This window comes from Mucilaginibacter sp. P2_D11 (assembly GCF_056404435.1).
Window position 1 is genome coordinate 329343 of record NZ_JBFUEA010000006.1, and the last position, 23545, is coordinate 352887.

The 23545-nt window shown below is 47.1% G+C and carries 16 protein-coding genes; 8 read left to right on the top strand and 8 right to left on the bottom strand.

Translation table 11 applies throughout. The annotated features are described in order from the left end of the window. Nucleotides 1-12: 12 nt before the first annotated feature. From AC1DXC_RS11850 to bglX, 5 genes are all read right to left on the bottom strand, one after another. On the bottom strand, nucleotides 13-1332 hold the full coding sequence (locus AC1DXC_RS11850) for a vanadium-dependent haloperoxidase (protein WP_477459365.1): 1320 nt from the start codon (nucleotides 1330-1332) through the stop codon (nucleotides 13-15). A gap of 16 nt (nucleotides 1333-1348) precedes the next feature. Further along, entirely contained in the window at nucleotides 1349-4921 is a 3573-nt protein-coding gene (locus AC1DXC_RS11855) for a VCBS repeat-containing protein (protein ID WP_477459366.1), read from the bottom strand. 89 nt (nucleotides 4922-5010) lie between these two features. Next, a complete protein-coding gene (locus AC1DXC_RS11860) occupies nucleotides 5011-6828 on the bottom strand; it encodes a RagB/SusD family nutrient uptake outer membrane protein (protein ID WP_477459367.1) in 1818 nt (605 codons plus the stop codon). A 28-nt stretch (nucleotides 6829-6856) separates the two neighbouring features. Continuing rightward, the gene (locus tag AC1DXC_RS11865; RefSeq protein WP_477459368.1) at nucleotides 6857-10051 is read right to left on the bottom strand and encodes a SusC/RagA family TonB-linked outer membrane protein; all 3195 of its coding nucleotides are present in this window, start codon (nucleotides 10049-10051) and stop codon (nucleotides 6857-6859) included. A gap of 792 nt (nucleotides 10052-10843) precedes the next feature. Then, complete coding sequence (gene bglX, locus AC1DXC_RS11870) at nucleotides 10844-13153, bottom strand: beta-glucosidase BglX (protein WP_477459369.1); 2310 nt, start codon at nucleotides 13151-13153, stop codon at nucleotides 10844-10846. 180 nt (nucleotides 13154-13333) lie between these two features. Here bglX and AC1DXC_RS11875 point away from each other — a divergent pair, with 180 nt between their 5' ends. The 5 genes from AC1DXC_RS11875 (at nucleotide 13334) to AC1DXC_RS11895 (ending at nucleotide 16333) form a co-directional block, all read left to right on the top strand. Then, nucleotides 13334-14095, top strand: coding sequence for an NUDIX hydrolase (locus AC1DXC_RS11875; protein WP_477459370.1), 762 nt, complete (start codon nucleotides 13334-13336; stop codon nucleotides 14093-14095). Nucleotides 14096-14234: 139 nt separating this feature from the next. Continuing rightward, nucleotides 14235-15095: a YitT family protein gene (locus AC1DXC_RS11880; RefSeq protein WP_477459371.1), complete on the top strand. Its 861-nt coding sequence runs from the start codon at nucleotides 14235-14237 to the stop codon at nucleotides 15093-15095. Nucleotides 15096-15146: 51 nt separating this feature from the next. Then, complete coding sequence (locus AC1DXC_RS11885) at nucleotides 15147-15620, top strand: RidA family protein (RefSeq protein WP_477459372.1); 474 nt, start codon at nucleotides 15147-15149, stop codon at nucleotides 15618-15620. A 108-nt stretch (nucleotides 15621-15728) separates the two neighbouring features. After that, complete coding sequence (locus AC1DXC_RS11890) at nucleotides 15729-16049, top strand: toxin-antitoxin system YwqK family antitoxin (RefSeq protein ID WP_477459373.1); 321 nt, start codon at nucleotides 15729-15731, stop codon at nucleotides 16047-16049. A 95-nt stretch (nucleotides 16050-16144) separates the two neighbouring features. Further along, nucleotides 16145-16333 carry a hypothetical protein gene (locus tag AC1DXC_RS11895; RefSeq protein WP_477459374.1) on the top strand — a complete coding sequence of 63 codons (189 nt, stop codon included), beginning with the start codon at nucleotides 16145-16147 and terminating at the stop codon, nucleotides 16331-16333. Nucleotides 16334-16363: 30 nt separating this feature from the next. Here AC1DXC_RS11895 and AC1DXC_RS11900 read toward each other — a convergent pair whose 3' ends face one another. Next, entirely contained in the window at nucleotides 16364-17686 is a 1323-nt protein-coding gene (locus AC1DXC_RS11900; protein ID WP_477459375.1) for a serine hydrolase domain-containing protein, read from the bottom strand. A gap of 76 nt (nucleotides 17687-17762) precedes the next feature. Continuing rightward, nucleotides 17763-18221 carry a SecDF P1 head subdomain-containing protein gene (locus AC1DXC_RS11905; protein ID WP_477459376.1) on the bottom strand — a complete coding sequence of 153 codons (459 nt, stop codon included), beginning with the start codon at nucleotides 18219-18221 and terminating at the stop codon, nucleotides 17763-17765. A 334-nt stretch (nucleotides 18222-18555) separates the two neighbouring features. Between AC1DXC_RS11905 and AC1DXC_RS11910 the strand changes: the two genes are divergently transcribed. From AC1DXC_RS11910 to AC1DXC_RS11920, 3 genes are all read left to right on the top strand, one after another. Beyond that, nucleotides 18556-21129, top strand: a complete 2574-nt coding sequence (locus AC1DXC_RS11910; RefSeq protein WP_477459377.1) for an FtsK/SpoIIIE family DNA translocase — start codon at nucleotides 18556-18558, stop codon at nucleotides 21127-21129. Nucleotides 21130-21298: 169 nt separating this feature from the next. Then, complete coding sequence (gene lolA1, locus AC1DXC_RS11915) at nucleotides 21299-21967, top strand: outer membrane lipoprotein periplasmic chaperone LolA1 (protein ID WP_477459378.1); 669 nt, start codon at nucleotides 21299-21301, stop codon at nucleotides 21965-21967. Between the two features lie 197 nt (nucleotides 21968-22164). Further along, on the top strand, nucleotides 22165-23043 hold the full coding sequence (locus tag AC1DXC_RS11920; RefSeq protein WP_477459379.1) for a diiron oxygenase: 879 nt from the start codon (nucleotides 22165-22167) through the stop codon (nucleotides 23041-23043). A gap of 1 nt (nucleotide 23044) precedes the next feature. On the opposite strand, the gene AC1DXC_RS11925 is transcribed toward AC1DXC_RS11920, so the two are convergent. Beyond that, nucleotides 23045-23278: a hypothetical protein gene (locus tag AC1DXC_RS11925; protein WP_477459380.1), complete on the bottom strand. Its 234-nt coding sequence runs from the start codon at nucleotides 23276-23278 to the stop codon at nucleotides 23045-23047. Nucleotides 23279-23545 lie beyond the last annotated feature (267 nt).

Genomic DNA, 23545 nt, shown 5'->3' on the forward strand with positions numbered 1-23545 from the left:
ACGCCGCCTATATTAATTGGTCAGCTTTAGCTTGTTCCAGATGTATTCGCCAATCTGCTTACCCTGTTCGGCACCCGCATTTACGCTATTGAGGTAATGTATGCCTCCGTAGTAGCGACTGATAGATGTTTCATCCGATGCTTTCATGAACGACTTGAAATGGCGCTGCATACCTATGTAACGCAGATCGCTGGTGTCGTCGTATTCAAAATTATCGCCAAATAAGTGCGTAAGCATAACTGCCGATGCTGCGCTGATGTCGCTGTGCCCGCTCGGATACTCGGGGAAGGGCGGAGTTTGCAGCATAGGCAGCCATTTCTGGTCAATCTTTTCGTTGATAACGGTTACCGGCCTTATGTAGCGGGTATCGTATTTTACTTGCCAGCCGCTTATAAAGGCATCGAACAGGGCAATAGAAGTTAAGGCATAGGCCTGTGCGGTTTTTACACCATCGGCTTTTGTTTTTTTGCAGGCTATAGCAGTGATGCCTATCCAGTGGCCGCCCGGCGTAATCTTTTTGTTAACGAACATCAAATGCCCCTGGTGCGTTATTACGAAGGGGTTATCGTCCCAAAACCGCGCAATCTCTATCTGCTCGGGCGTAAGGCTTTTACTTTGCTCGTAAACTGCCACGTTCTGCTTAAAAAATTCGCTGTTTTTATCCGTGCTGAAGGGCGGTGGCGGCGGCAGCTTAAACTGGGTAGAGGTATCTATGGCGAAAGTATGCATGGTGCCCCAGCAATATTCAACGCCGTCCAGATAATCGGGAGCGGTAGGGCGCCATTTACCAGGGTCGCTGCTGCCTATAAAGCGGGGTTTGCCGCGTGTTTGCGGATAATTATCGAATGCTGCGCGGGCCAGTATGGCTTTACCTATCTTCTCACCAAAATCAACCGAGCGCGAAAACTCTGCCGTATCCAGGTTGTCCTGATACATGGCAAATACTTTCGATTCGTATTTTTTTAGGGTATCGATAGAGAAAGTTACCTTATGCGCTACTGTGAAAAAAGCCTTGGTGGCAGCAAGCGCAAAGTTGTACTTTTTGCCTTTTTGGGGCTCGGGCATTTTTTTGAAGCCCTTCAACTGGCTCGTTATCGAATTATATTTGGGGTTTGAATACCGCATGGCTTCGTAGGCGGCCAACGAAGTATAGCCGTATATGCGGCTGGCCACGGGCGGCGTAAACACATCATATATGATAACCTGGGTTAATTGGTCTACATTTTCGTGCAATACGTCGGCGTCGCTTTTAAGGGCTATTTTGGGTTTATTAACGCAGCCGGCTATTGCCAAACAAAACGCGGCGGCAAATAATACTTTAAAGTATTTCATAATTTAGTGCAATAGGTTATTTAATTGGTATGCTCCTTTTGTGGCCAGCAATATCGGTTATGGCAACCGAAGCCATTGAACCACCAATATTAAAGAATCTGCCCGACTGTGACAAGAACGATTGTCCATTATAAAATTCTTGTTTTGCGGTTGTCCCGTTTTTGTACCGAATGGTAGCAAACATATCGGTTGGCTGCAGGGCAACGGTTTGTACCGGCTTCTTCAATTGGAATATCTTCATCGCACCCCTAAACTGACTGGCAGCCAGCAGGTATTGCCCGCCTGCGCCACGCAATTTTACCAATGCCTTACCATCGCCGGGGATATAAATGCCGCTTTGCATTATGGATAAAGGCTTAAAGCCGCCCTTGCCATCGCCTTTTAGCAGCAGGCCGTTAAAAGCATCGTACCGGCCGGTGCTTACCTCGGTGCCATAGTCGTTGCCGTTTAGTGCTACATCAAGGTTGCCATCGCCGTCAAAATCATCTACTACCATACCTGCCAACTGCGATATTTGCGCCTCGGCCGGCAGCGGCAACATGGTAAATTTGCCATGGCCATCGTTACGCAGGTAAACCGACTGTAAGGTATTGGCTTTTAACCTGATGGCGCCTTCGCGCATAGCGGGCGTAAGCACCGAATCCATGGTTGATACCGCGAACGACTTATAATTTTGATACCGTACGCGCATGCTGATCATCTGCTTAACAATATCCTCGCGCGTATGTGCCGGGAACTCCTGCATCTTGCCCTCGCGGTCTTTCAAAAACAAAGACGGAAAAGCATCATAACTGTTATTGTTATCGAAATCTTTCGCGGTGATGTACACCGGATATTCGTCACTAGCTTTGTAAAAGGTGTTTGTGCCGGTGTTGCCTACAATGTAATCGATATCGCCGTCGTGGTCGAAGTCGCCGCCGGCAATGGTGTTCCACCAACCCAATTTATCGGCAATGCCGGTGGTTGGCGTTTCGTTTTTGAATACGCCATGGTCGTTTTTCAGGAAGGTTACGGGCATCCATTCGCCGGTGAGTACCAGGTCGGGCCAGCCGTCGTTATCGTAATCTGTAAAGGCGGCATCGCATACCAAACCTATATTGTCCAGCCCCTTAGCTACTGTTGGGGTGGCATCGGTAAACTTTATCTGCCCGTTCCTGCTATCGTTTCGCAGCACAAAGCTCGATACCGGTTTAGGGTAATTCCATGGGTTAACACGGCCCGATACAAACAGATCCAGCGAGCCATCTTTGTTGTAATCTACAGCCTTTACACACAGCTTGCTGGTAAAATTTACGGGCAAGGCATTGGGTTGTAGGGTGAAATTACCCTTGCCATCGTTAGCGTACACCCTGTCCTGGTACGATTGTGAGCCCGACTTGTCTTCATAGCCGCCACTTGCAGCGTACAGGTCAAGGTCGCCGTCGCCGTCTGCATCAAACAAAAGCAAGCCTTCGTCCTGGTATTTTTCGTCGGGGCCAACAGCCGCCAGCAGATTCCGTTGGGTAAACTTGCCGTTTGCCTGCTGCAAAAGCAGCTGTGCAGGGTATTTGGCGGTGCCGCCAAGCACCATATCATCGAAGCCGTTGCCATCCACATCGCCAACGGCAATGGCCGGTGCGTAGGCCGATAATTTATGCGGAAGCAGCTTCTGTATATTGAAATCTATAAAATCATCGGCCTGGTGCTTGTAGGTAACACCCAATGAGCTGGTAACTTCTGTAAACAACGTAGATTTAGCGATAGGCGCGGTATCGAAACTATAGCCATCAACGGCGTTTTTTATATCCACCACAAGGGTTTGGTCGGCCTTTACGTTCTTCAGGGTTTGCTGCTTGCCGTTTTGCCATTTGATAACAACCGAATCCACTTCGCCTATTTTACCCAGGCCAAAATGGGCAATATTCTGTATCGTGGAGAGGTAGCCTCTGAACGGCGTATTCTCATACACCTGGTGCTTGCCTTTATCGTAATAAATATCGGCCCAGGCACCTATGCCGCCCAAATTTTGAGGGCCTCCTTTAAATTGAACCTGTAAGAAATGGTTATCGGCCTTCTCCTTATCGCGCGAGGTGTTGCGGTACAGGAAGGGTTCATCATCTATATTATTGATAATCATATCCATGGCCCCATCGCCATCCAAATCGGCATAAACGCAGCCGTTAGAGAAGGAGGCAATATCCATCCCCCAGCTTTTAGTTACATCATCAAAGCCCAGGTTGCCGTTGTTATGAAAAGCATAGTTGGGTATTTTTACGATGGGTATCTGATCGAGCACTTGCTTTTTGGTGGCTACGGCGAACGATTCGTCGCGGAAAGTGATAAAATCGTGGTCGGTAACGTCGCGGGGGTAGCCGTTGGTTACTACTATATCGCGGTAACCGTCGTTATCGAAGTCGGTTATCATCGGCCCCCAGCTCCAATCTGTTTGGGCAACACCGCTAAAAAAGGCAACTTCGCTAAATATAGGCGCGCCTATCGAGTCGTTTTGACCCAGGCGCGGGCCCTGGTTTAGTTGCAGGGTATTATGATTATATTGGTATTGGTAACCGTAATGATCGAAGTTTTGGTATAGCTGGTACGACGTGCCGGGCATGAACATCTTTTTACGGTAGTTATCCTCGGGGTCCATATCCAGCTCAAACACATCGGCAAGGCCATCGTTATTGATGTCTTGTATATCCTGGCCCATGGCGCTGGTAGCGGTGTGTTTAAAATATTCTTTAGAACGGTCGGTAAACGTACCGTCGTGATTGTTGATGTAGAGGATGTTGTTGGGTAAAAAATCGTTGGTAACGTAAATATCTTTCCATCCATCGCGGTTTATATCGGCAATGGTGGCTGCGTGGCCGTAGCCTTCTATCAGTATGCCTGCCGCTTTAGAAACATCGGTATAAACGGGATGCTTTAGCGCAGGGTTGTAATCGTTGCGGTACAGCCTGCCCGTGCTGCGCGACGAGCCATCAGTAGCCAGGTACCTGAAGGCGCTGGTGTTATCGGTAGATTGGGCCTCGTTTACGGTGAGGTACATATCCAGATCGCCATCGTTATCATAATCGAAGAACGATGCCATGGTAGAGTGTATATTGATATCAAGCCCGTATGCTTTTGCTTCTTCTTTGAATGTGGGGACGCCATCTTTGCCCACGCCCTGATTTATGTAGAGCAGGTTCATGCGTTTTGCAGGGTCGTTCAGCAGCGTGTTGCACACGTAAATATCGGCCAGGCCATCGTTATTGATATCTACTACGGCTACGCCCCTGCCCCATCCGCCTTTGCCGCCTACGCCGGCCTTATCGGTAACATCGTCAAACTGCATATCGCCCTTGTTAAGGTACATGCAGTTTGATACTGCGTTGCCTACAAAATAGATATCGGGCTTGCCATCGTTGTTGAAATCGCCTATGCCTACGCCGCCGCCATTATATATATTCAGCTTATCCAGGGGGTTGATGGTATCGTTCTCTACAATGAGGTTATTGAACTTTATGCCCGAGTGCGACGATTCGATTTTCTCAAAAAGGGCGGCCTTCTTACACGAAAAAAAAGCAACAGAAAACAGTAAGAGTAGGAAGGGCTTAACAGATCTCATAGGTTTCAATAGTACACAAATATATAAATATAAAAAAAGAGGAGGAGATATTATCTCCCCCTCTTTATGATTAAAGTACTGGTTACGAATTAATAACCCGGGTTTTGTTTGATGCTACCTGCGGTAATATCAATCTGAGCCTGAGGAATTGGATAAAGTTCGTTTTTACCAACTGTAAATTTAGCCTGTTTCAACAGCAGGATAGGGAAGTTTGGCACGTGGTTCTCATGATCCAGGTAGAAATTGATCTGAGCACCCATAAAGCCGTTGCCCATAGGGCCGCCGGTGATACCATCCCAACGTTGTAAGTCGAAGAAACGGTGACCTTCCATACCAAGTTCAAGGCGACGTTCGAACTGTACGATTTTGCGCGCAGTAGCTTTGTCGGTAAATGAACCTGCAGGATACAAACCAACTTTATAGTTAGCAGCAGGTGTACTGGTGTAACCGCCTGTTGGTTTAGTAGCATCTACGTAAGTATGCACCCAGCCGGTAGCATCAGCTGCACGGGTACGGATCATGTTTACGTAAGCAAGCGCGTTATCAAGCGAACCTACTTCTACTTCGCACTCTGCAGCCCACAGTATAACGTCGGCAAAACGAATTGCATTGTAGCTGTTTGATGTTGACTGGTTAGCTGCCCAACCGCCGTAAGTATCAGAAGTTGTAGCTTGTGCTGCCTGGTAGTAAACGTTTTTGATAGGGCTGTATGGGCCACCGTCATCCTGGTCACGAGCCCATGCTTTTCCCGGGTGAATGCCCCAGTCAAGGTAAGGGATACCTCTACGGCCGGCAGACCAATCTAAACGAGAGTCGACAGTTTCAGTTGCCGGAACAAAAGCAGAAGACTCGCTTATACCCTGGTCGTTCTTCAAATCGGCATTGTTATAGGTGTCCAATAATGGCAAACCTGTAACCGCATCTGTTTTGAATGCGTTTACAAAACTGAACGATGGCTGGAAGAAACCGCAGCATGAAGCAGGGCCACCAGCGGCAAAATTAAGTGTGCTACCGGCGTTACCATTTAAGCCGTTAGCACCATCTTTTACTGATGTTTGTACCACGAATACACCTTCTGGCCCGTTCTTTTTAGATGGGTTGAAGTTATCAGCGTAATGTACCAGCGCATATTTAGCACCGCCTGCAGTTTTACCGTTTGCGATAACATCTTTTAAGATGGTAAGCGCTTCGGCGTATTTGTGATCGTACAATAACGCTTTTGCCTGGAAAGCTTTAGCTGCCCATTTGTTTGCGCGGCCAACCTGTGGCTGTGTTTCTGGCAAAACAGCTGCTGCTGCTGCAAAATCGGCAGCAATTTTATCCCATATTGGGCCAGGGTTACCTATGGTGTAGTTACCGGCATCGTAAGTGATGCTTTCGTCTGCATAAGGTACGTTCCTCCATAATTTGGCCAGTTCGAAGTGGTAGAAACCACGCAGGAAACGGGCCTCTGCAGTTGCCTGGGCAATGTTATCTGCCGACATTGAACCGTCTTTTACCAAAGGTATCTCGCGGATTACGTCATTTGCACGCTGAACGCCCGCAAAGTTCATTCTCCATTTTGGATCGAGGTAATCATTTACGCCGTTTTGCGTACGTGCCTCGATGTCGGCGGCACTTGGCTGGTCACCCGGGGTAGAGCCCTTGTGCGCATCATCCCCACCAACGCTACCATAAATCCAGTTGTCTGTACCTGTAGACCAGGTAGCACCGGCCTGCCCGTTGTAAACACCGTCCGTCAAAGCGTAAGCGCCTATCAACAAGCCATCTACACCTGCTTTGTTTGCTAAAACTATTTGGTTTAGCGAACCTGTGGGCGTTTGTTCCAAAAACTTCTTACACGACAAAGAGAAGGCAAGGGTGGCAATGGAGCCCACAATGATCAATTTGTGATTTAATTTTTTCATATTTAAAATTTTTTAAAAATCCTTCTAATTAAAATGTTGCGCGTACACCAATGATAAACTTACGCTCGGTAGTTGGGTAGTTACCAAAATCTACACCATTACTGTTACCGGTAACGGCCTGCAATTCTGGATCTAAACCGGTGTATTTGGTGATAACAAACGGATTTACAGCTTGTATATATACGTTTAATTTATCAGCACCAATTTGTTTAAGGCCCGATTTAAAAGTGTAACCTACTTGTACCTGTTTCAGTTTCAGGAACGAACCGTTCTCGAGGTAGTAAGAGTTAACCACACCTGCACTGCTAAAGGTACTTGCAGCTTCTGCAATTGGCGCTTTAGGGGTAAGGTTGGTTGGGCTCCACGAGTTGTACAACAGGTCGTTGCCTTTGTTACCGGTTAACGAGCTGTAGAAGTTAGTCCAATATTTTACGTAGTTAAAGTTGTCGTTGCCTTGTGAACCATAGAAGTTAGCGCTTAAATCAAAGTTTTTATAGTTCAGGCCTAAGTTAACACCGTAAGTAAAATCGGGGTTAGGGTTACCAAAGTAGGTACGGTCGTCAGAGGTGATTTTTTTATCGCCATTAACATCGCGGTATTTGAAACGGCCGGGGGCTGCATCAGATTGTGTAGGCGAAGCAGCTACATCTGCAGCTGAAGCGAAATAACCAATTACATCATACCCATAGAACGAACCTACCGGGTGACCTGCTGCCTGGCGGGAGATATCGCCGATACGGCTGCCCACATTGGTGAAAGGATTTGGTATATCGTAAATATTGTTTTTGTAAGTAGTAAGCGTAAGCCCTACGTTGAAGTTTAAATCGCTGCCGATTTTATCGCGGTAGCTGGCCGATACATCGAAACCTTTGTTACGTATCTCGCCCGTATTGATAGAAGGCTGGCTGGCACCACCTGTAGTTGCAGGCAATGCCGGGGCGAACAATAAGTTTGTAGATCTTTTTTGATAGTACTCAATAGATAGGTTCAATTTATTGAACAAGGTTGCATCGAAACCTATGTTGGCAACATAGTCACGTTCCCAGGTAGTAGCGGCGTTACCGATAGTACGGTTAAAGAAACCTTGCTGTATGCTGTTGCTTGAACCGGTGATATCGTAGAACGATGAACCTTTATCCAGGCCATACAAAGAGAAGGCGTTGGACGGGGATACGTTATTATCAAAACCGGAAACACCGTAGCTACCGCGTAATTTAAACGAATTTAACCAGCTGATGCCTTTAGCAAAATCTTCCTGGGTTACATTCCATGCAGCAGAAACGGCCGGGAAATAGCCGATGTTGTGGCCGGGCGCAAACCTTGATGAACCATCGCGGCGTATTGTAGCCGATATGTAGTATTTTTCGTTGTATGAATAATCGAATTTACCAAAGAACGACTGGTGGGTAATAGGCTGTGCGTTATAGCTGTAAGCTGTTAACGAGCCTGTACCGCCGGATAAGGTAACGAAAGCAGGGTCTAAAGACGGCAAGCTAACTACGTTACCACCTACGCCGCGGCCAAATTCTTCACGTTGCTCATAACCAGCCAGGAAGTTAACCTTATGTTTGCCAAATGCCTGGTTATAAACCACAGTGTTACTCCAGTTATAGTTGTTATAGTAGCTGGCCTGCTCGTTAAAACTTTCGGTACCACCATGGCCTTCGCCGCTGTCATATGGCCTATAGCCTATAGCGTAGCGTTCCTGGTTCTCAATTGTACCGCTAAAAGCTGTACGTGCAGTAAAATGCTGCAAGAAATCTGCTTCGGCAAATACAGTACCTTGTATGTTCCAGTTTTTAACTGTGTTGTATTTTTGCCTGTCCTGTGTAGCTACCGGGTTAACCGCGTTACCTAAAGAGGTAGGGCCTGCCCAGGTACCACCATATTGCTTACCAGAGATATCGTAAATAGGGATTTGCGGCTCTATACGGTAAATTTCAGATATGGAGTTACCTTCATTCTGGTTACCGCCGGGGATAGTACCCTGGCCGTTTGGAGCAAGCGTATAAAACAACGAAGCGTTTTCACCAAAACGGAAGTGATCTTTGATATTGAAGGTGGTGTTGATACGTGTAGTTGCCCTTTTGAAGTAGGTATTCATCAACGTACCTTGCTGATTGAGGTAACCTGCAGAGAAGTAATAGGCGTTTTTATCATTTGCACCCTGTGCGCTCACAGAATGCGATTGCATAGTAGCAGGTTTGAACACTGCGTGAAACCAATCGGTACCCTCGTTATTATTGTATTTTTGGATCAGGTAATCGTTGTTTGGGTTAAACACATCAAAACGGTATTTAGAAGGATCTACCTGCGAAGCGCCTGCGGCAAAGTTGCCTTTTACGCCCGGGCCCTGCGCACCGTAGTCTGCAATGGAACCATTAGCCAAAAACAAGCTGTTTTGCGGATCTACCTTTTTAACCAATGCTAAGTAATCTTTTGCGTTCAATACGTTGAAAGGATTACCACCCAAAGGCCTTTGCGTGCCGTAGTAACCATCGTAAGTAATGGTAGATTTGCCGGCTTTACCTTTTTTGGTTGTAACGATAACAACACCGTTACCACCCGCTATACCGTAGATAGCTGCGGCGCCCGCATCTTTCAATACCGCCATAGATTCGATATCGTTAGGGTTAACGTTGCTTAAGCTACCACCCTGCACACCATCGATAATGATAAGCGGCGAAGAGTTTGCAAAGTTAGAGATACCACGGATAAGGATTTGTGCACCTGCACCCGGAGAACCCTGGGTAACTACGGTAACACCTGATGCCTGGCCCTGTAGCAATTGGTCTGAACTGCTGGCCGGCACTTTGATGGCCTGTGCCACATCTACCGTTGCAACCGAACCGGAGATGTCCTTTTTACGTTGCGAGGTATAGCCCGTTACAACAACTTCGTTAAGGCTGTTGGCGGCTACTTGCAGTACGATGCTGATGTTGTCACTGGCACCTACTGTAACTTCCTGGCTGGTGTAGCCAAGGTAAGAAACTACCAAAACGTCGCCGGCTTTTACACTGATGGTAAACTGTCCGCTAACGTCTGTTTGTGTACCGGTAGATGTGCCCTTGATACGCACACTGGCGCCAACAACGGGCAGCTTGTCATCGCTGCCGGTTACACGGCCGGTGTGTTTTGTTTGGGCTTGAACTACCAGTGAAGAAACCATGCAGCATAATAGCACGCACAGTACTCTTCCTTTAAGGAGTAAACTTTTAAACATGAGATTGAGATTTAGTTGATTAATATATTTGATTTAAGATCTTGGTTACATTAATGTATGATTTTGGGCTTGTAACTAAGGATAGGAAGGCACACGAAAAAACCTGAACAGTTTTCTTTAACTAAAGGGGTGAGATTCCCTTTATACATGAAGTTGTCAAAAAGAAAATTTTGTAGAAGTTTAATCATATAACGATACTACCCTGTCTAATTTTTTTCCTGTTTACAATTGAACGATATGTCTTGGCGACCGCATCATCCTTTTCAAATCCCCGAAATTTTGTGGCTTTTCCTACTACAGAAAAGTTTATAATGGTACTGCATCTAATATAAATAGAGTGTACAGGTTACACAAGTTTGTTTTATAGAATTATGAATTATTTATTTTTTAAGAAGTTTGGCAGGATAATTTACAATTTTTAAAAACTTTATTATTCACCTGTTAACGATTAGGGCTTATTTATAAAAACTTAGCAATGTAAAAAAGTTGTTATAAAGCAGTTTTTATATCAAATGCTGCACATTTTGTTTTACGGAGCCTCTAAATTCTGATACGGGTGTTTTTTTTTTGGAAAATGCCCCCCTTTTTGCCCCTCGCCCATCCACACAAATTACCTGTAGGTTATTTTTATGTTAATTTTTTATTAATTAAATAAAGCCCCGCCCTTGCGCTCAAGCTGCGTTGGGGCGGCGGCGGTTTTAAGGGTTTTATAAACAAAATATGCCATTGCGTTGTACAATGGCATATTTTACAATTATTTATATAAGCCCTATTTAACCATTAGGCAATCGGCTATTTAAGCCAGGTTAGCCTGGCGTTGTGCGTATCGGCCGAGTTGGTACCTATCTGTATCACAAATTCGCCCGGCTCCCAATCGTACTTCAACTGGCTGTTATAAAACTTCAATTGCTCGGTTGTGATGCTGAAAGTAACCACTTTAGCCTCTCCTGCTTCCAGTTTCAGTTTCCTGAAATCTTTCAATTCTTTTACCGAGCGCGATATACTGGCAACCGGATCGCTGATGTAAAGCTGTACCACTTCTTCGCCTGCATAGCTGCCGGTATTGGTTATGGTAACTGTTGCCGTTAAAGTTTCGTTACCTTTTAGTTTCATTTTATTAAGTTTCACGTCGCTGTAGCTAAAGCTGGTATAGCTTAAACCATAACCGAACGGAAACAGCGGATCGTTAGAAATATCCAGGTAATTAGATTTGAATTTGGTTGGGCCATCGGTATAAGGGCGGCCGGTGTTTTTGTGGTTATAATATATAGGTATCTGCCCAATGCTGCGCGGGAAGGTTGCGGTAAGCTTGCCCGATGGATTGTAGTTACCAAACAGCACTTCGCCAATGGCGTTGCCAGCTTCGGTGCCGGGCGCCCATACATCTAATATAGCGGCTGCATTTTCGTTTTCCCAGGTTAGGGTAAGCGGCCTGCCGTTGAATAATACAATTACTATTGGTTTGCCCAGCTTAGCAAGGGCTTTCAGCAGGTTCCTCTGGCTTTCGGGGATGCTGATGTCTGACCGGCTGGATGATTCGCCGCTCATGCTTTGGCTCTCGCCTACCACAGCTACAATGATATCCGCCTTTTTTGCCATGTTTACTGCTTCATCTATCATTTGCTGGGGTGTGCGGGTATCCAGCGTTACCATGCCGGGGCCAAAATTAAGGCGTTTCATAAACTCGGCATCATCGGTAATGTTAGATCCCTTGGCGTAAAGCAGCTTCACGTCATCGCCCACGATGTGTTTGATGCCTTCCAGTACGCTTATCGATTTTTCCCACTCACCGGCAATAACCCAGGTACCCAGCATATCGCGTTTGTTATCGGCCAGAGGCCCAACAACGGCAATAGTGCCGCCTTTCTTTTTCAGCGGCAAAATCTGACCTGCGTTTTTCAACAGTACGAAGGAGTGCTCGGCAGCTATGCGTGCAGCTTTGCGGTTATCATCAGTAAATACGTCTTTGCGTTCGTTATCGGCATTAATGGATTTGTATGGGTTATCAAACAGGCCCAGTTTATATTTGGCCTCCAGTACGCGGCGGCAAGCCAGGTCTATCTCGCCCTGCGTTACTTTACCTTGCTGTAATGATTTCTTCAGGGTATTCAGGAAACCTTCGGCTACCATATCCATATCCAGCCCTGCCTTTAAAGCAATGGCAGATACCTGCGCCAGATCGCCCAGCCCGTGGTTGCTCATTTCGCTCAGCGAGGTATAATCGCTCACCACGAAACCTTTAAAGCCCCATTGCTTGCGCAACAAATCTGTAAGCAACCATTTATTGCCTGTTGATGGGATGCCATCCACCGTATTGAACGAACTCATGATACTACCCGCACCGGCATCAACTGCGGCCCTGTAAGGCGGCAGGTAATCCTGGTACATCTGCAGGCGGCTCATATCAACCGTGTTGTACTCGCGGCCGGCCTCTGCCCCACCGTATAATGCAAAGTGCTTTACGCAGGCAATAACGGCGTCGGCATTACGCAGGCTTGTACCCTGGTAACCCTTTACCATAGCAGCGGCAATCTTTCCCCCCAGGAAAGGATCTTCCCCGCTGCCTTCAGATATGCGGCCCCAGCGTGCATCGCGCGCAATATCAACCATCGGCGAAAACACCCAGTTAAGGCCCTCGGCGGTGGCTTCTTTAGCGGCAATGTGTGCAGCGTTTTGTATCAAAGGCAAATCCCAGGTGGCCGACATGCCCAACGGGATAGGGAAAATGGTGCGGTGCCCGTGTATTACATCCAGCCCGAATATTAAAGGTATATGCAGGCGGCTGTTCTTTACGGCCAGATCCTGCGCCTTGCGTACGTTATCTACCCCATATAAACCAAAGATGCCGCCAATCTGCCCTTTGGCAATGCCGTTATCTACGCCATTGTTGGTAACCGAGCCGGTGATGGCCATGCCACTGGTAACCAGGTTAAGCTGGCCGATCTTTTCGTCGACGGTCATTTTTTTCATCAACGCATTTATGAAGGCGTCCATCCTGGCGTCCGGGCGCGGCTGCTGGGCCATGGCTTGGCCAAAGGGTAGCGTAAGCATGGCTACTGCCGCTATCTTCAAAAGAGGTTTTTTTGTAAATAAAATTTTCATTGCGCAAGCTTAATTTATATTTTGCCAAAACGAACCCAGCGGGATATGCTATCCCAATAACAGTTTGTTAAACTTATTGGTTATTATTGGCAGTAAGTAAGTATCGTTAAATGGTGTAATTGGTACACAATTGTAGATATTAAATTTAAACAATCAAAGTAATTTTGTATAATAGTACAAATGTTGACTAAAGAAGAACTGGAACGATTTTCGACCGATGCTTTTGAGGTGTACCTGGACCATATCTCTATAGATTGCGTGGTGTTTGGTTTCCATGAGGGGCAGATGAAAGTGCTGATGCTGAAAAGCAAGAACGAGGAGGGCTGGCAATTGCCGGGCGGCTTTGTGCAGAAACGCGAACCTATCGACAACGCCGCTAGCCGCATACTGGCTACCCGCACAGGTATAGATAAAGTTTTTTTGAAGCAGTTTCATGTATTTGGCGACCCCGACCGTAACCGGCTGCATAACGAACAGTATAACGATATCCTGCCGAAAGAAAAGAACTTCTTCTCGCACCGTTTCATTTCCATAGGCTATTATGCCCTGGTAGATTTTTTCGACGCTATCCCCACGCCAGATGAATTCAGCGAGCTATGCGCCTGGCGCGACTTGAACGACCTGCCCGTCTTTTTGCTGGACCATGAACTGATCTTCAACACGGCCCTTGATACCCTGCGCTTGCAGCTAAGCTACCAACCCATAGGCTATAACCTGATGCCTAAGGAATTTACCATGCCCGAGTTGCAGAAGCTATACGAAACTATACTGGGCAAAAAGCTCGACAGGCGTAACTTCCAGCGGCGCATACTCGCCTTTGGTATATTGAATAAGCTGCCGCAAACCCGCAAAGGCGGCGCGCACAAGGCCCCCTACCTCTACTCGTTCGACCTGGAGAATTATAAGGCAGCGTTGAAAGAAGGCTTGAAGAGCGGGTGGTAGAGCCAGTGGGCGGTTAGCAGTGGGCAGGTAGCAGTGGGCAGTGGGCAGTGGGCAGTGGGCAGTTTACAAAGAACTGCAAACTGCAAACCGGAAACTGCAAACTTTTCCCTACCTTAACCCCACATCTACACGTATCGCCATGAAATACAGATCTGCAATAGTCGACACCGTTTTAGTTATTTTGGGCATATTCTCTGCCGGGATGGGGCTTAAAGGTTTTTTACTGCCCAGCCATTTTATTGATGGCGGGGTAACCGGCATTGCCATTTTAGTGGCCGATGTTACGCACCTCCCCCTACCTATACTGATTTTCGTTATAAACCTGCCCTTCCTGTTTTTAGGTTACCGCAAACTGGGGCTTGGATTTGCCATCCGCAGTGCGCTGGCTATCGGCGGGCTGGCATTGGTATTAGCCTTTGTAAAATTCCCCGATGTTACGCCCGATAAATTGCTTACGGCCATTTTCGGCGGCGTATTTATAGGTGCCGGCATAGGTTTGGCCATACGTGGTGGCGCGGTATTAGACGGTACGGAAATTGCCGCCGTACTGGTAAGCAAAAAAACCCAGATAGTACGCGTTAGCGACGTGATACTTACCCTTAACGTGTTCATCTTTATGGCGGCCATTTATGTTTTAAGCGTAGAACAAGGCTTGTACTCCATCCTTACGTATCTTTCTGCATCCAAGATGATTGACTTGATATTGAACGGTTTGGAGCAATACACCGGCATGACGGTAGTATCTGCCAAAGGCGAAGAGATACGCCAGGCCATTACCCAAAACCTTGGCCGCGGCGTAACCGTGTACCAGGGCAAGAGCGGTTATGGTAAAGACGGGCACATCAATTCGCCCCGCGAGATCATCTTCACCGTAGCCACCCGTTTAGAAGTGCCCCTCATCAAACGCGAGATACTCAGCATCGACCCACAGGCCTTCATCGTACAGCAAAGCGTGGATGATACTACGGGCGGTTTGTTGAAAAGGAAGAAGGGGCATTAGGAATAAAGAAGCAAGAGACAAGAAACAAGAATCAAGAGACAAGACATATTCATGAAAAATATCTTATTTGCAATTGCAACATTGTTATTTTCAACGGCCTGCTTCGCACAGCAAAAAACTGCCGTGGGCTTTGTAAACCCACCTGTTGTTGCCACGCCTAAGGGTTACTCGCAGGTTGCCGTTATAGATTTGGGCACAAGCAAAATGCTTATCCTATCCGGGCAGGTTGCCTTGGATAAAAACGGCAAACTTGTTGGCCCAGGCGACATAGCTGCGCAAATAGAACAAACCTTTGCCAATATAAAAGCCATCATAGAAAGCCAGGGCGGCACTATGGCGAACGTGGTAAAGCTGAATTATTACCTGCTGGATGTGGCCAATATCCAAACCCTGCGTAGCATCCGCGATAAATTCATCGATGTAAACCACCCGCCCGCAAGTACGCTGGTACAGGTGAGCAAACTATTCCGCGATGACATTTTGGTGGAGATAGATGCCACGGCGGTGATACCGAAGAAACCGTAACTTGTGGCGCTATCTCCTTGCACCTCTCCTTACCCCTCCTCTATTTTTGGTGTCCCCACCAAAAATCCGTGAAGCTTTTAACAAAGATCAAATATTAAAACAAGAGTTATGATTAGAGCGTCATTCGAAGAACTTTATCTGAGAGGTTTTGATGTTGGTGGAAAAGAGATTTTTGATTATGAAGGACAGCCATTCACGGGCATTTGGGAGACGAGAAATGATGGCATTCTCTACAGTGAGATTGAATACAAGGATGGTTACCAGGAGGGATTTAAAACAACTTACCACTTCCCAGGTGGCAATATTAAATCTCAGATATTTATGAAACACAATAACTTTGATGGCATCTTCAAAACATGGGATGCGAACGGAGTTGTTACAAAGGAGGCCTATTTTAAAGATGGAGTTGAAATTCCTAAACCCGTTTAGGCAAAGCGGTTGAGTACAACAATAACGGCAACACCGCCCTTGCGAAACTTATTCCCCTGCTGATTGTTGTTACCTCACATTAAAGCTCCAATACCATGCAAACAATAATCGTAAACGGCAACCCCGAAGGCATGACCGCCATTATGGTGCCTCAAGCAGGAAGCACTTATCACGACCATGACACCATAACCCTGCAATCGTCAGATGGCAGGCATTCGGTAACGAAAACCATCTTCAGGATAGTGGATGGTGGCGAGGACACCTGGGAACTACAGTTCGAATAACACAGCGCGTTACCTTTCGGGCAGGCCCATTTACTTTTCTTTGGTAAACACGTATTCGCCACCACCCTGCTTTAAGGTAAATTGACCCTCGACAGGCATAAATTCCATCACTATCCCTGCCGCATCGAACTTAAATTTATCGGGCGTGGTTGTTGCATCCAGCGGAAAAGCACCCTGCCCGGTAGCCTGCGCAAAAAGCGTACTGCCATCTTTTGTTACTGTTATTTTTATGGGTAAAGCCGGGCAGGCGTACACACCGGTGTACTTATCCAGGCTTTCGGCCTTTGCAGTTACAAAGGAAGGGATGATGTATGGCTGGTTAAAATAGATTGCCAACGCCCCTTTCAATACCTCATCCGGCGAATAGCCACCCCCATTTTTAGTGTACGATATAGCCAGCTTATCCTCGGGGAAATAGGCCAACGACGACAGGAAGCCATCGATAGCGCCGCCATGGCCGTAACCTGTTTTGTCTTTAAATAGCATTTTATGCATGGCCATGCCATATTTTTCTATGGTGGGTTTCATTTGTGCAAGGCTGCCCGCGCTTATTAGCTTACCTGCAAAAAGCGCCTCGATGAATTTATCGAGGTCGGAAGGTGTAGACACCATACCGCCTGCGCCCGTGGGTATGCTCATATCGCTTTCGGGCAATAGTTTCCAGCTGCCGTTATAGTTATAAGACAAAGCCTCGTTTTCGGCAACATTTATTTTGCTGCCGTAATAGGTATCTTTCAAGCCAATTTTATCGATGATGCGTTTTCTAACTACTTCCGCATAAGGCTTGCCGGTAATTTTTTCGATGATGTAACTCAACAGGATAAAGTTGGTATTGCTGTATGCATATTTAGCACCGGGCTCAAAGTCGGGCTTAAAGGAAGCCATTTTTGTGAGCAGTTGCTCGTGCGTGGTAGGCGTGGTCATGTAGGTACCAAAGGCCGGGTCGTTAGTGATATTGAACAGTCCGCTGTGATGGTTAAGCAATTGCCCGATGGTGATTTTCGCCGCGTTAGGCATCTGCGGATAAAACTTATCCAGCGTGGTTTCCAGCGTAAGCTTTTTTTCTTCTATCAACTCAAAAGTAATAACGCCGGTGAATACTTTACTGATAGAACCGATGCGGTATTTGGTATGCGCATCTGCCGGCGTTTTGGCATCGGCTGCAATATAGCCTACCGATTTTTGGTAGATGATCTTGCCGTCTACCGATATAGCCAGGCTGCCCATGGTTTTATTGTTGGCCGCCAGCACATCCAACAGGCTATCGAGTTTGGCTTTGTTGAGGCTTTGGGCGTTAACGGCAGTACCTACAGATAATGCCAGCAATGCGAGGGCGAGTAATTTTTTTAACATTGGGGTAGATTTTTAGAGGATATCGTTTGGACGGGGTACCAGCGGGGATGTTACCAAAGTTAAGGATTATTTCAGCTCACATGGATTTTCTTATTTGCGCGGCGATTGCCTCTAAGCCTTCCCGGGTTTCGTTCCCGCGGTCCATCACGCTTACGCCGGATGTTATCTGCGAACGTACCATCGGGGCGCACATCAGCACGTCGTCCACAACAAAAGCTATCCTGCCGTCCATCGCTTTGAGCGTACCATCGCTCCATGCTTTTGTGCCGACTTCGTCGAACCTAAAAAAAAGTGAAAGCCGCTGCTTGCCCTGGTAAGTACCTTCCTGTACCTCAACCATTTTAAAATGGTTGGCCAATAGGATTGGGGCAGGATCGATGTAATAAATATCTCCGCTTTTATCCAACTGCCGTTTATAGCCGGTAGTGTCGGCACTTATGAAATACCAGCCGGTTTTCAAGCGGCTTTGCTGCGCAAAGCCTGCCCCTGAAAAAAGCAAGGCGGCAAAAACGATCAGGGTGCAGAGTATTTTCATGAGAGGAGGGGTTTTGGCTACAAGGTAGTGAATTTATCATTTCATGAAGAAGGCGTTCCGCATTAGGGGGTGAAGTCCCCACAGCTGTGGGGAGCCTGTGAATAAGACCCTGTGCGCTTATGATCGGAATACCCGGGCCGAAGGCAATGCCCTGATCCATTTTGTAGCCAACAGTTGGCAGTCTGCAGTATTGACACCTCACCCTTCCCCTCATCACTATGAACCATCAACCATGCCCTCCAATCCCCCCTCTCAAAAAATTCTCCCCCATCCCCGTAATCCGAATTAATTCTAATAACTTTATATTTGCAACTAAACGTGCGGAGATAGCAGGATGCCAGTAAAAGGAAACCAGTTCAGGACTAATAGTTTTAAGGATGATGATGCCCCGCGCAAGCCGGGGGCGAAAGCCGAAAGGCCGAAACCGATAAAGCAACAGGGCGAGCGCCTGCCCATATTCAACCTGCGCGATGGGCGGCTGCTCAAAATTACCGGGCTGTTGTTTTTAGTGCTTTCTGCGTTTTTCCTCATTGCATTCACCTCGTACATGTTTAGCTGGCAGCAGGACCAAAGCTGGGTAGCGCCATCAAACGGCGGTTGGGCTAACCTGTTCAAATCGCCAAAGGAACTTATTGAAAGCGGCATTACCAACCCTATAGAAAACTGGCTGGGCGTTTTCGGCGCGCTGCTGGCCAACCAATTCATATACCAATGGTTCGGCGTGGCTTCGTTCCTCTTCGTATTCATCTTTTTTGTGATAGGTTTCAGGCTGGTGTTCAAAATAAGGCTTTTTTCTATTAGCAAAATGCTGGCTTATAGCCTTTTCGGCATCGTGTTTATATCGGTATCCATCGGTTTTATACACGCCATGGTGGCAGATTACCCACACTTCCTGGAGGGCGGCTTCGGCTACTGGAGCAATCGTTTGCTCGGCGTGCAGATAGGTTCGGCCGGTACAGGATGTGTGTTGGTTTTTTCAGGGCTTGCCGTGCTGGTTATTGCTTACAATATCGATTTTAAGCTGCCCGCCCGTAAAGAACGTACCGCCGTGCCGGTAGCCGCCGGCGATGTAGATGCTGATTCAGAGGACATCGACCTGGTGGACGAGGATATTTCTCTGCCTGTAGAATGGCCCAGGGGCAACCGCGCAAGGTCAACAGTAAATGAAACGCTGGCCGGCAATGCAGAGAAATTACAGCAGGTACCGCTGGTGCAAAACACCATAACGCACGAACCTGTAGTTTTAACGCCGGAGCCCTATACCCCCAGCGAACCTGAAGAGGACGACGAAATACCCCTGACCATTGATGTAGCGCGCCCTACACCAATCCTGGCTATCGAGAAAAGCGACGATGACAAGGCAAAATCGCTGGTGGATCAGTTTGGCATGTACGACCACACGCTTGAACTGGCATCGTACAAATACCCCACTTTGGATCTGCTGGAGAACTACGGCAACAACAAGATACCCGTAAACAGCGACGAACTGGAAGCCAACAAAAACAAGATCGTAGAAACGCTGAACCACTATAACATAGAGATTGACAAGATAAAGGCCACAATTGGCCCAACGGTTACGCTTTACGAAATAGTCCCCGCACCGGGCGTGCGTATCTCCAAGATAAAGAACCTCGAAGACGATATCGCGCTGAACCTGGCCGCGCTGGGCATCCGTATCATCGCCCCCATGCCGGGTAAGGGTACCATAGGTATCGAAGTGCCTAACCAGCACCCCGAGATGGTATCGATGCGCTCGATATTGGCTACCGAGAAATGGCAAAACAACACCATGGATCTGCCTATAGCCCTGGGTAAAACCATCAGCAACGAAGTATTTATAGCCGACCTGGCCAAGATGCCCCACTTGCTGGTTGCAGGTGCTACGGGCCAGGGTAAATCGGTAGGTATCAACGCCATATTGGTATCCTTGCTATACAAAAAGCACCCTGCAGAACTAAAATTCGTACTGGTGGATCCTAAAAAGGTGGAGCTCACGCTTTTCCGCAAAATAGAGCGGCACTTTCTGGCCAAGCTGCCTGATGAGGCCGACGCCATTATCACTGATACCAAAAAGGTGGTAAACACCCTCAACTCGCTTTGTATTGAGATGGACCAGCGTTACGACTTGCTGAAAGATGCCCAGGTACGTAACCTGAAAGAGTACAATACCAAATACGTAAACCGTAAGATAAGCAACCCGGAAATCCACCGCTATCTGCCCTTTATTGTGCTGGTAATAGATGAGTTTGCCGATTTGATGATGACCGCCGGCAAAGAAGTAGAGCAGCCTATAGCGCGTATTGCACAGCTGGCGCGTGCGGTGGGTATTCACTTAGTTATTGCAACGCAACGCCCATCGGTAAACGTAATTACGGGTACCATCAAGGCCAACTTCCCGGCACGTTTGGCCTTCAGGGTGTTATCTAAGATAGATTCGCGCACGATATTGGATGCCGGCGGTGCCGACCAGCTTATCGGTCGCGGGGATATGCTCCTCTCTACCGGAAGCGACCTCATACGCCTGCAGTGCGCATTCGTAGATACACCCGAGGTAGAAAGGATTTCTGATTATATTGGCAACCAGCGCGGCTATGCATCGGCCATGATGCTGCCCGAATACGTTGGCGACGGCGAAGCCAGCAGCAGCACCAAAGAATACGACGCGGAAACACGCGACCCGATGTTTGAAGAAGCTGCCCGCCTCATCGTGCTGCACCAGCAAGGCTCAACTTCGCTCATCCAACGTAAAATGAAACTGGGCTATAACCGCGCAGGCCGCATCATTGATCAATTGGAGGCCGCCGGCATAGTTGGTCCGTTCGAAGGCAGCAAAGCCCGTGACGTGCTTTACCCCGACGAATACAGCCTGGAACGCCACCTGGAAACCCTGCAAAAACCAAAGGATTAAACCAATGACGTGGTAATTGCTCTAATCAATAAACATGAATTGAGTGAACACGAATTTTTCTAATTGAGGCGAATGCCACGAATTAAAAGAAAACAATTATAGAAAATTCGCGTCGTTAGATTTGTGAGTTCGTGGCTTCTAATTCGGGTCACTCCATATTAATACCAACATGAAAAAACTAACCCTAATGATACTCGCGTCGGCACTTACTTTTGTGAGTGCCTTTGCCCAAAAAGATAAGGATGCCAAGCTTATTCTAAACAAATTAAGCAAGCAATACCGCAGCTACGATGCCGTAAAGACGGACTTCACCCTGCTGGTTGATAATGTGCAGGCCAATGTAAAGCAAACCCAAAGCGGCACGTTGCTGGCCAAATCAAAAGCTAACAAGTATAAGGTAACCATTTACGGTACAGGCAAATCGGTATCGCAGGAAATCATCAGCGATGGCAAAAACCAGTGGACCTACCTCAAGGATGCCAACGAAGTACAGGCAGCCGATGCCGATAACAGCGATGAAGGCTTTAACCCGGCCAAAATATTCACCATGTACGAGAAAGGCTATAAATACGTGTACGTGGGACTGCAGAAAGCCGGCGGCAAAACCTACCAGGTGATAGACCTTACCCCCGAGAATGAAAAGGCCAGCTTTTTTAAAGTGCGTTTGATGGTGGATAAAGTTAAAAATCAGCTGTATAGCGCAATGATATTCGATAAGAATGGCAGTCGTTATACTTATACGTTAAACACATTTGCCCCGGTTACCGGCATAGCCGATGCTGTTTTTAGTTATGATAAAAAAGCCCACCCGGGTGCGGAGTTTGTGGATTTGAGGTAGTGAGGCGGGATAGTTATCCTGCTGTCATGTTGATTAATTTCAACACCCCATCATAAAAGTGGCCATTGTGCTTGGCCACTTTCCATATCGGTTACTTGCCGTGTGGGGTTTTGAAACAAGTTCAAAATGACCGTATGTGGATTTGAATTGTTCCCCCAAGCAAACCCCCAACCTCTTTTTTCCGTTATCTTAACAATATGCGCGCAGAAGAAATAGAAAGACTGGTAAAGATAAGCAAGGAGCACCCGCTGATGCCCGAGACCTACGTGCCCTGGGCAGAGGAGCCTACCCCTACCGATTTATACCTGCCCGAATTCCTGACCACTTTAGAGGGCCTCCCTATTTACGATACCCTTACCCAACAACAAAAAACCGATCTTGGTCGCCACGAAGTCGTGCAAGTGCTATACTCTTACGGCTGGGGCGAAGCGCTCTTCTGCGTATTTATGACGCGTTACCTGCTTACCCTCCCGCCCGACGGACCGGAGCATCGCTTCCTCATCCGCGAGATTATTGAAGAGTATCGCCACCAGGAAATGTTTGCCCAAACCATCACGCAGCTGAGGGGGCAAGCCTTGCCCCCTACCAAAATGCATGCCTTGGTTGGGAAGGTCAGCACCAATTACCTGCCGGCCGATTTTCTGTTTATGGGTAGCCTCGCTGTAGAATTAATCACCGATATGTACGGCAACCACGCCCGCCGCGCACCCGAAATTTATATAGTGCTACGCAAAGTATTCGAATTGCACAACATCGAAGAGGGCCGTCATATCCATTTTACGAAGGGCTTATTGGAGAATTACACCAAAAAAGCGGGCTATATCAGGCGCACGCTATACAGCTTTGTGATATTGATGAACATTTACTTCGTGCGCACCATGTATGTGCGTAAGGTCATATACGAGCGTATTGGCATTCCCAATGCCGATGCCGTTTTTAAAGAAGCCACCAAAAATTACCGTAGCAAATTCACCCAAAATTGCCTCGGGCATATTATCGAATTTGTAGATGGTTTCGGCGGTTTAAATACCGCAACCCGCTGGGCGTGGCGGTGGTTGTTGGGGGCAAAAATATAAATTAATAAAATACAACTTTAACAACAACAGCAACGAGCATTGTGATAAGGGCACTGGAAGCAACTGCCAAACGATAATAAGCTACGCGTCCACCTTGTGTTATCCAATTTTTAACAGCGACCCTTTCCTGGATTGCTTCATATTCACCAAATTTGTATTTATTCCTACTAAAGCGAACGATTAACGTGAAAGCTAATATCCAGGTCAATGCTGCGAAAATTATTAATGAATTCATGAGTAAATATGTTGGTTGTGTAAAAGTAAGGTAGATTAAAGGTAAAAACAATATTACGCTGAAGTATATCGGCAATCACGCGGTGGTTAATTTTCATCCTGTTTAATTTCTAAATCCTTAATCGTGTCCCATCGTGTTTAATCCTTTAATCGTGTCCTTCTTTCCATCACTTCCCGCCACGTAGTCAATATAAATCCTGTCTTTTTTAAAAATACTTTCAGCCTCGGGTCCAACATCGCCAGTAAGTCGCCTTTACGCTCTTTGGCT

Excerpts from the sequence above, each read along its gene's own strand:
- AC1DXC_RS11920 (WP_477459379.1), top strand. The coding sequence starts at position 22,165 with ATGCGCGCAGAAGAAATAGAAAGACTGGTAAAGATAAGCAAGGAGCAC.
- AC1DXC_RS11875 (WP_477459370.1), top strand. The coding sequence starts at position 13,334 with ATGTTGACTAAAGAAGAACTGGAACGATTTTCGACCGATGCTTTTGAG.
- AC1DXC_RS11925 (WP_477459380.1), bottom strand. The coding sequence starts at position 23,278 with ATGAATTCATTAATAATTTTCGCAGCATTGACCTGGATATTAGCTTTC.
- AC1DXC_RS11855 (WP_477459366.1), bottom strand. The coding sequence starts at position 4,921 with ATGAGATCTGTTAAGCCCTTCCTACTCTTACTGTTTTCTGTTGCTTTT.
- AC1DXC_RS11895 (WP_477459374.1), top strand. The coding sequence starts at position 16,145 with ATGCAAACAATAATCGTAAACGGCAACCCCGAAGGCATGACCGCCATT.
- bglX (WP_477459369.1), bottom strand. The coding sequence starts at position 13,153 with ATGAAAATTTTATTTACAAAAAAACCTCTTTTGAAGATAGCGGCAGTA.
- AC1DXC_RS11850 (WP_477459365.1), bottom strand. The coding sequence starts at position 1,332 with ATGAAATACTTTAAAGTATTATTTGCCGCCGCGTTTTGTTTGGCAATA.
- AC1DXC_RS11910 (WP_477459377.1), top strand. The coding sequence starts at position 18,556 with ATGCCAGTAAAAGGAAACCAGTTCAGGACTAATAGTTTTAAGGATGAT.
- lolA1 (WP_477459378.1), top strand. The coding sequence starts at position 21,299 with ATGAAAAAACTAACCCTAATGATACTCGCGTCGGCACTTACTTTTGTG.
- AC1DXC_RS11885 (WP_477459372.1), top strand. The coding sequence starts at position 15,147 with ATGAAAAATATCTTATTTGCAATTGCAACATTGTTATTTTCAACGGCC.
- AC1DXC_RS11880 (WP_477459371.1), top strand. The coding sequence starts at position 14,235 with ATGAAATACAGATCTGCAATAGTCGACACCGTTTTAGTTATTTTGGGC.
- AC1DXC_RS11900 (WP_477459375.1), bottom strand. The coding sequence starts at position 17,686 with ATGTTAAAAAAATTACTCGCCCTCGCATTGCTGGCATTATCTGTAGGT.
- AC1DXC_RS11865 (WP_477459368.1), bottom strand. The coding sequence starts at position 10,051 with ATGTTTAAAAGTTTACTCCTTAAAGGAAGAGTACTGTGCGTGCTATTA.
- AC1DXC_RS11860 (WP_477459367.1), bottom strand. The coding sequence starts at position 6,828 with ATGAAAAAATTAAATCACAAATTGATCATTGTGGGCTCCATTGCCACC.
- AC1DXC_RS11890 (WP_477459373.1), top strand. The coding sequence starts at position 15,729 with ATGATTAGAGCGTCATTCGAAGAACTTTATCTGAGAGGTTTTGATGTT.
- AC1DXC_RS11905 (WP_477459376.1), bottom strand. The coding sequence starts at position 18,221 with ATGAAAATACTCTGCACCCTGATCGTTTTTGCCGCCTTGCTTTTTTCA.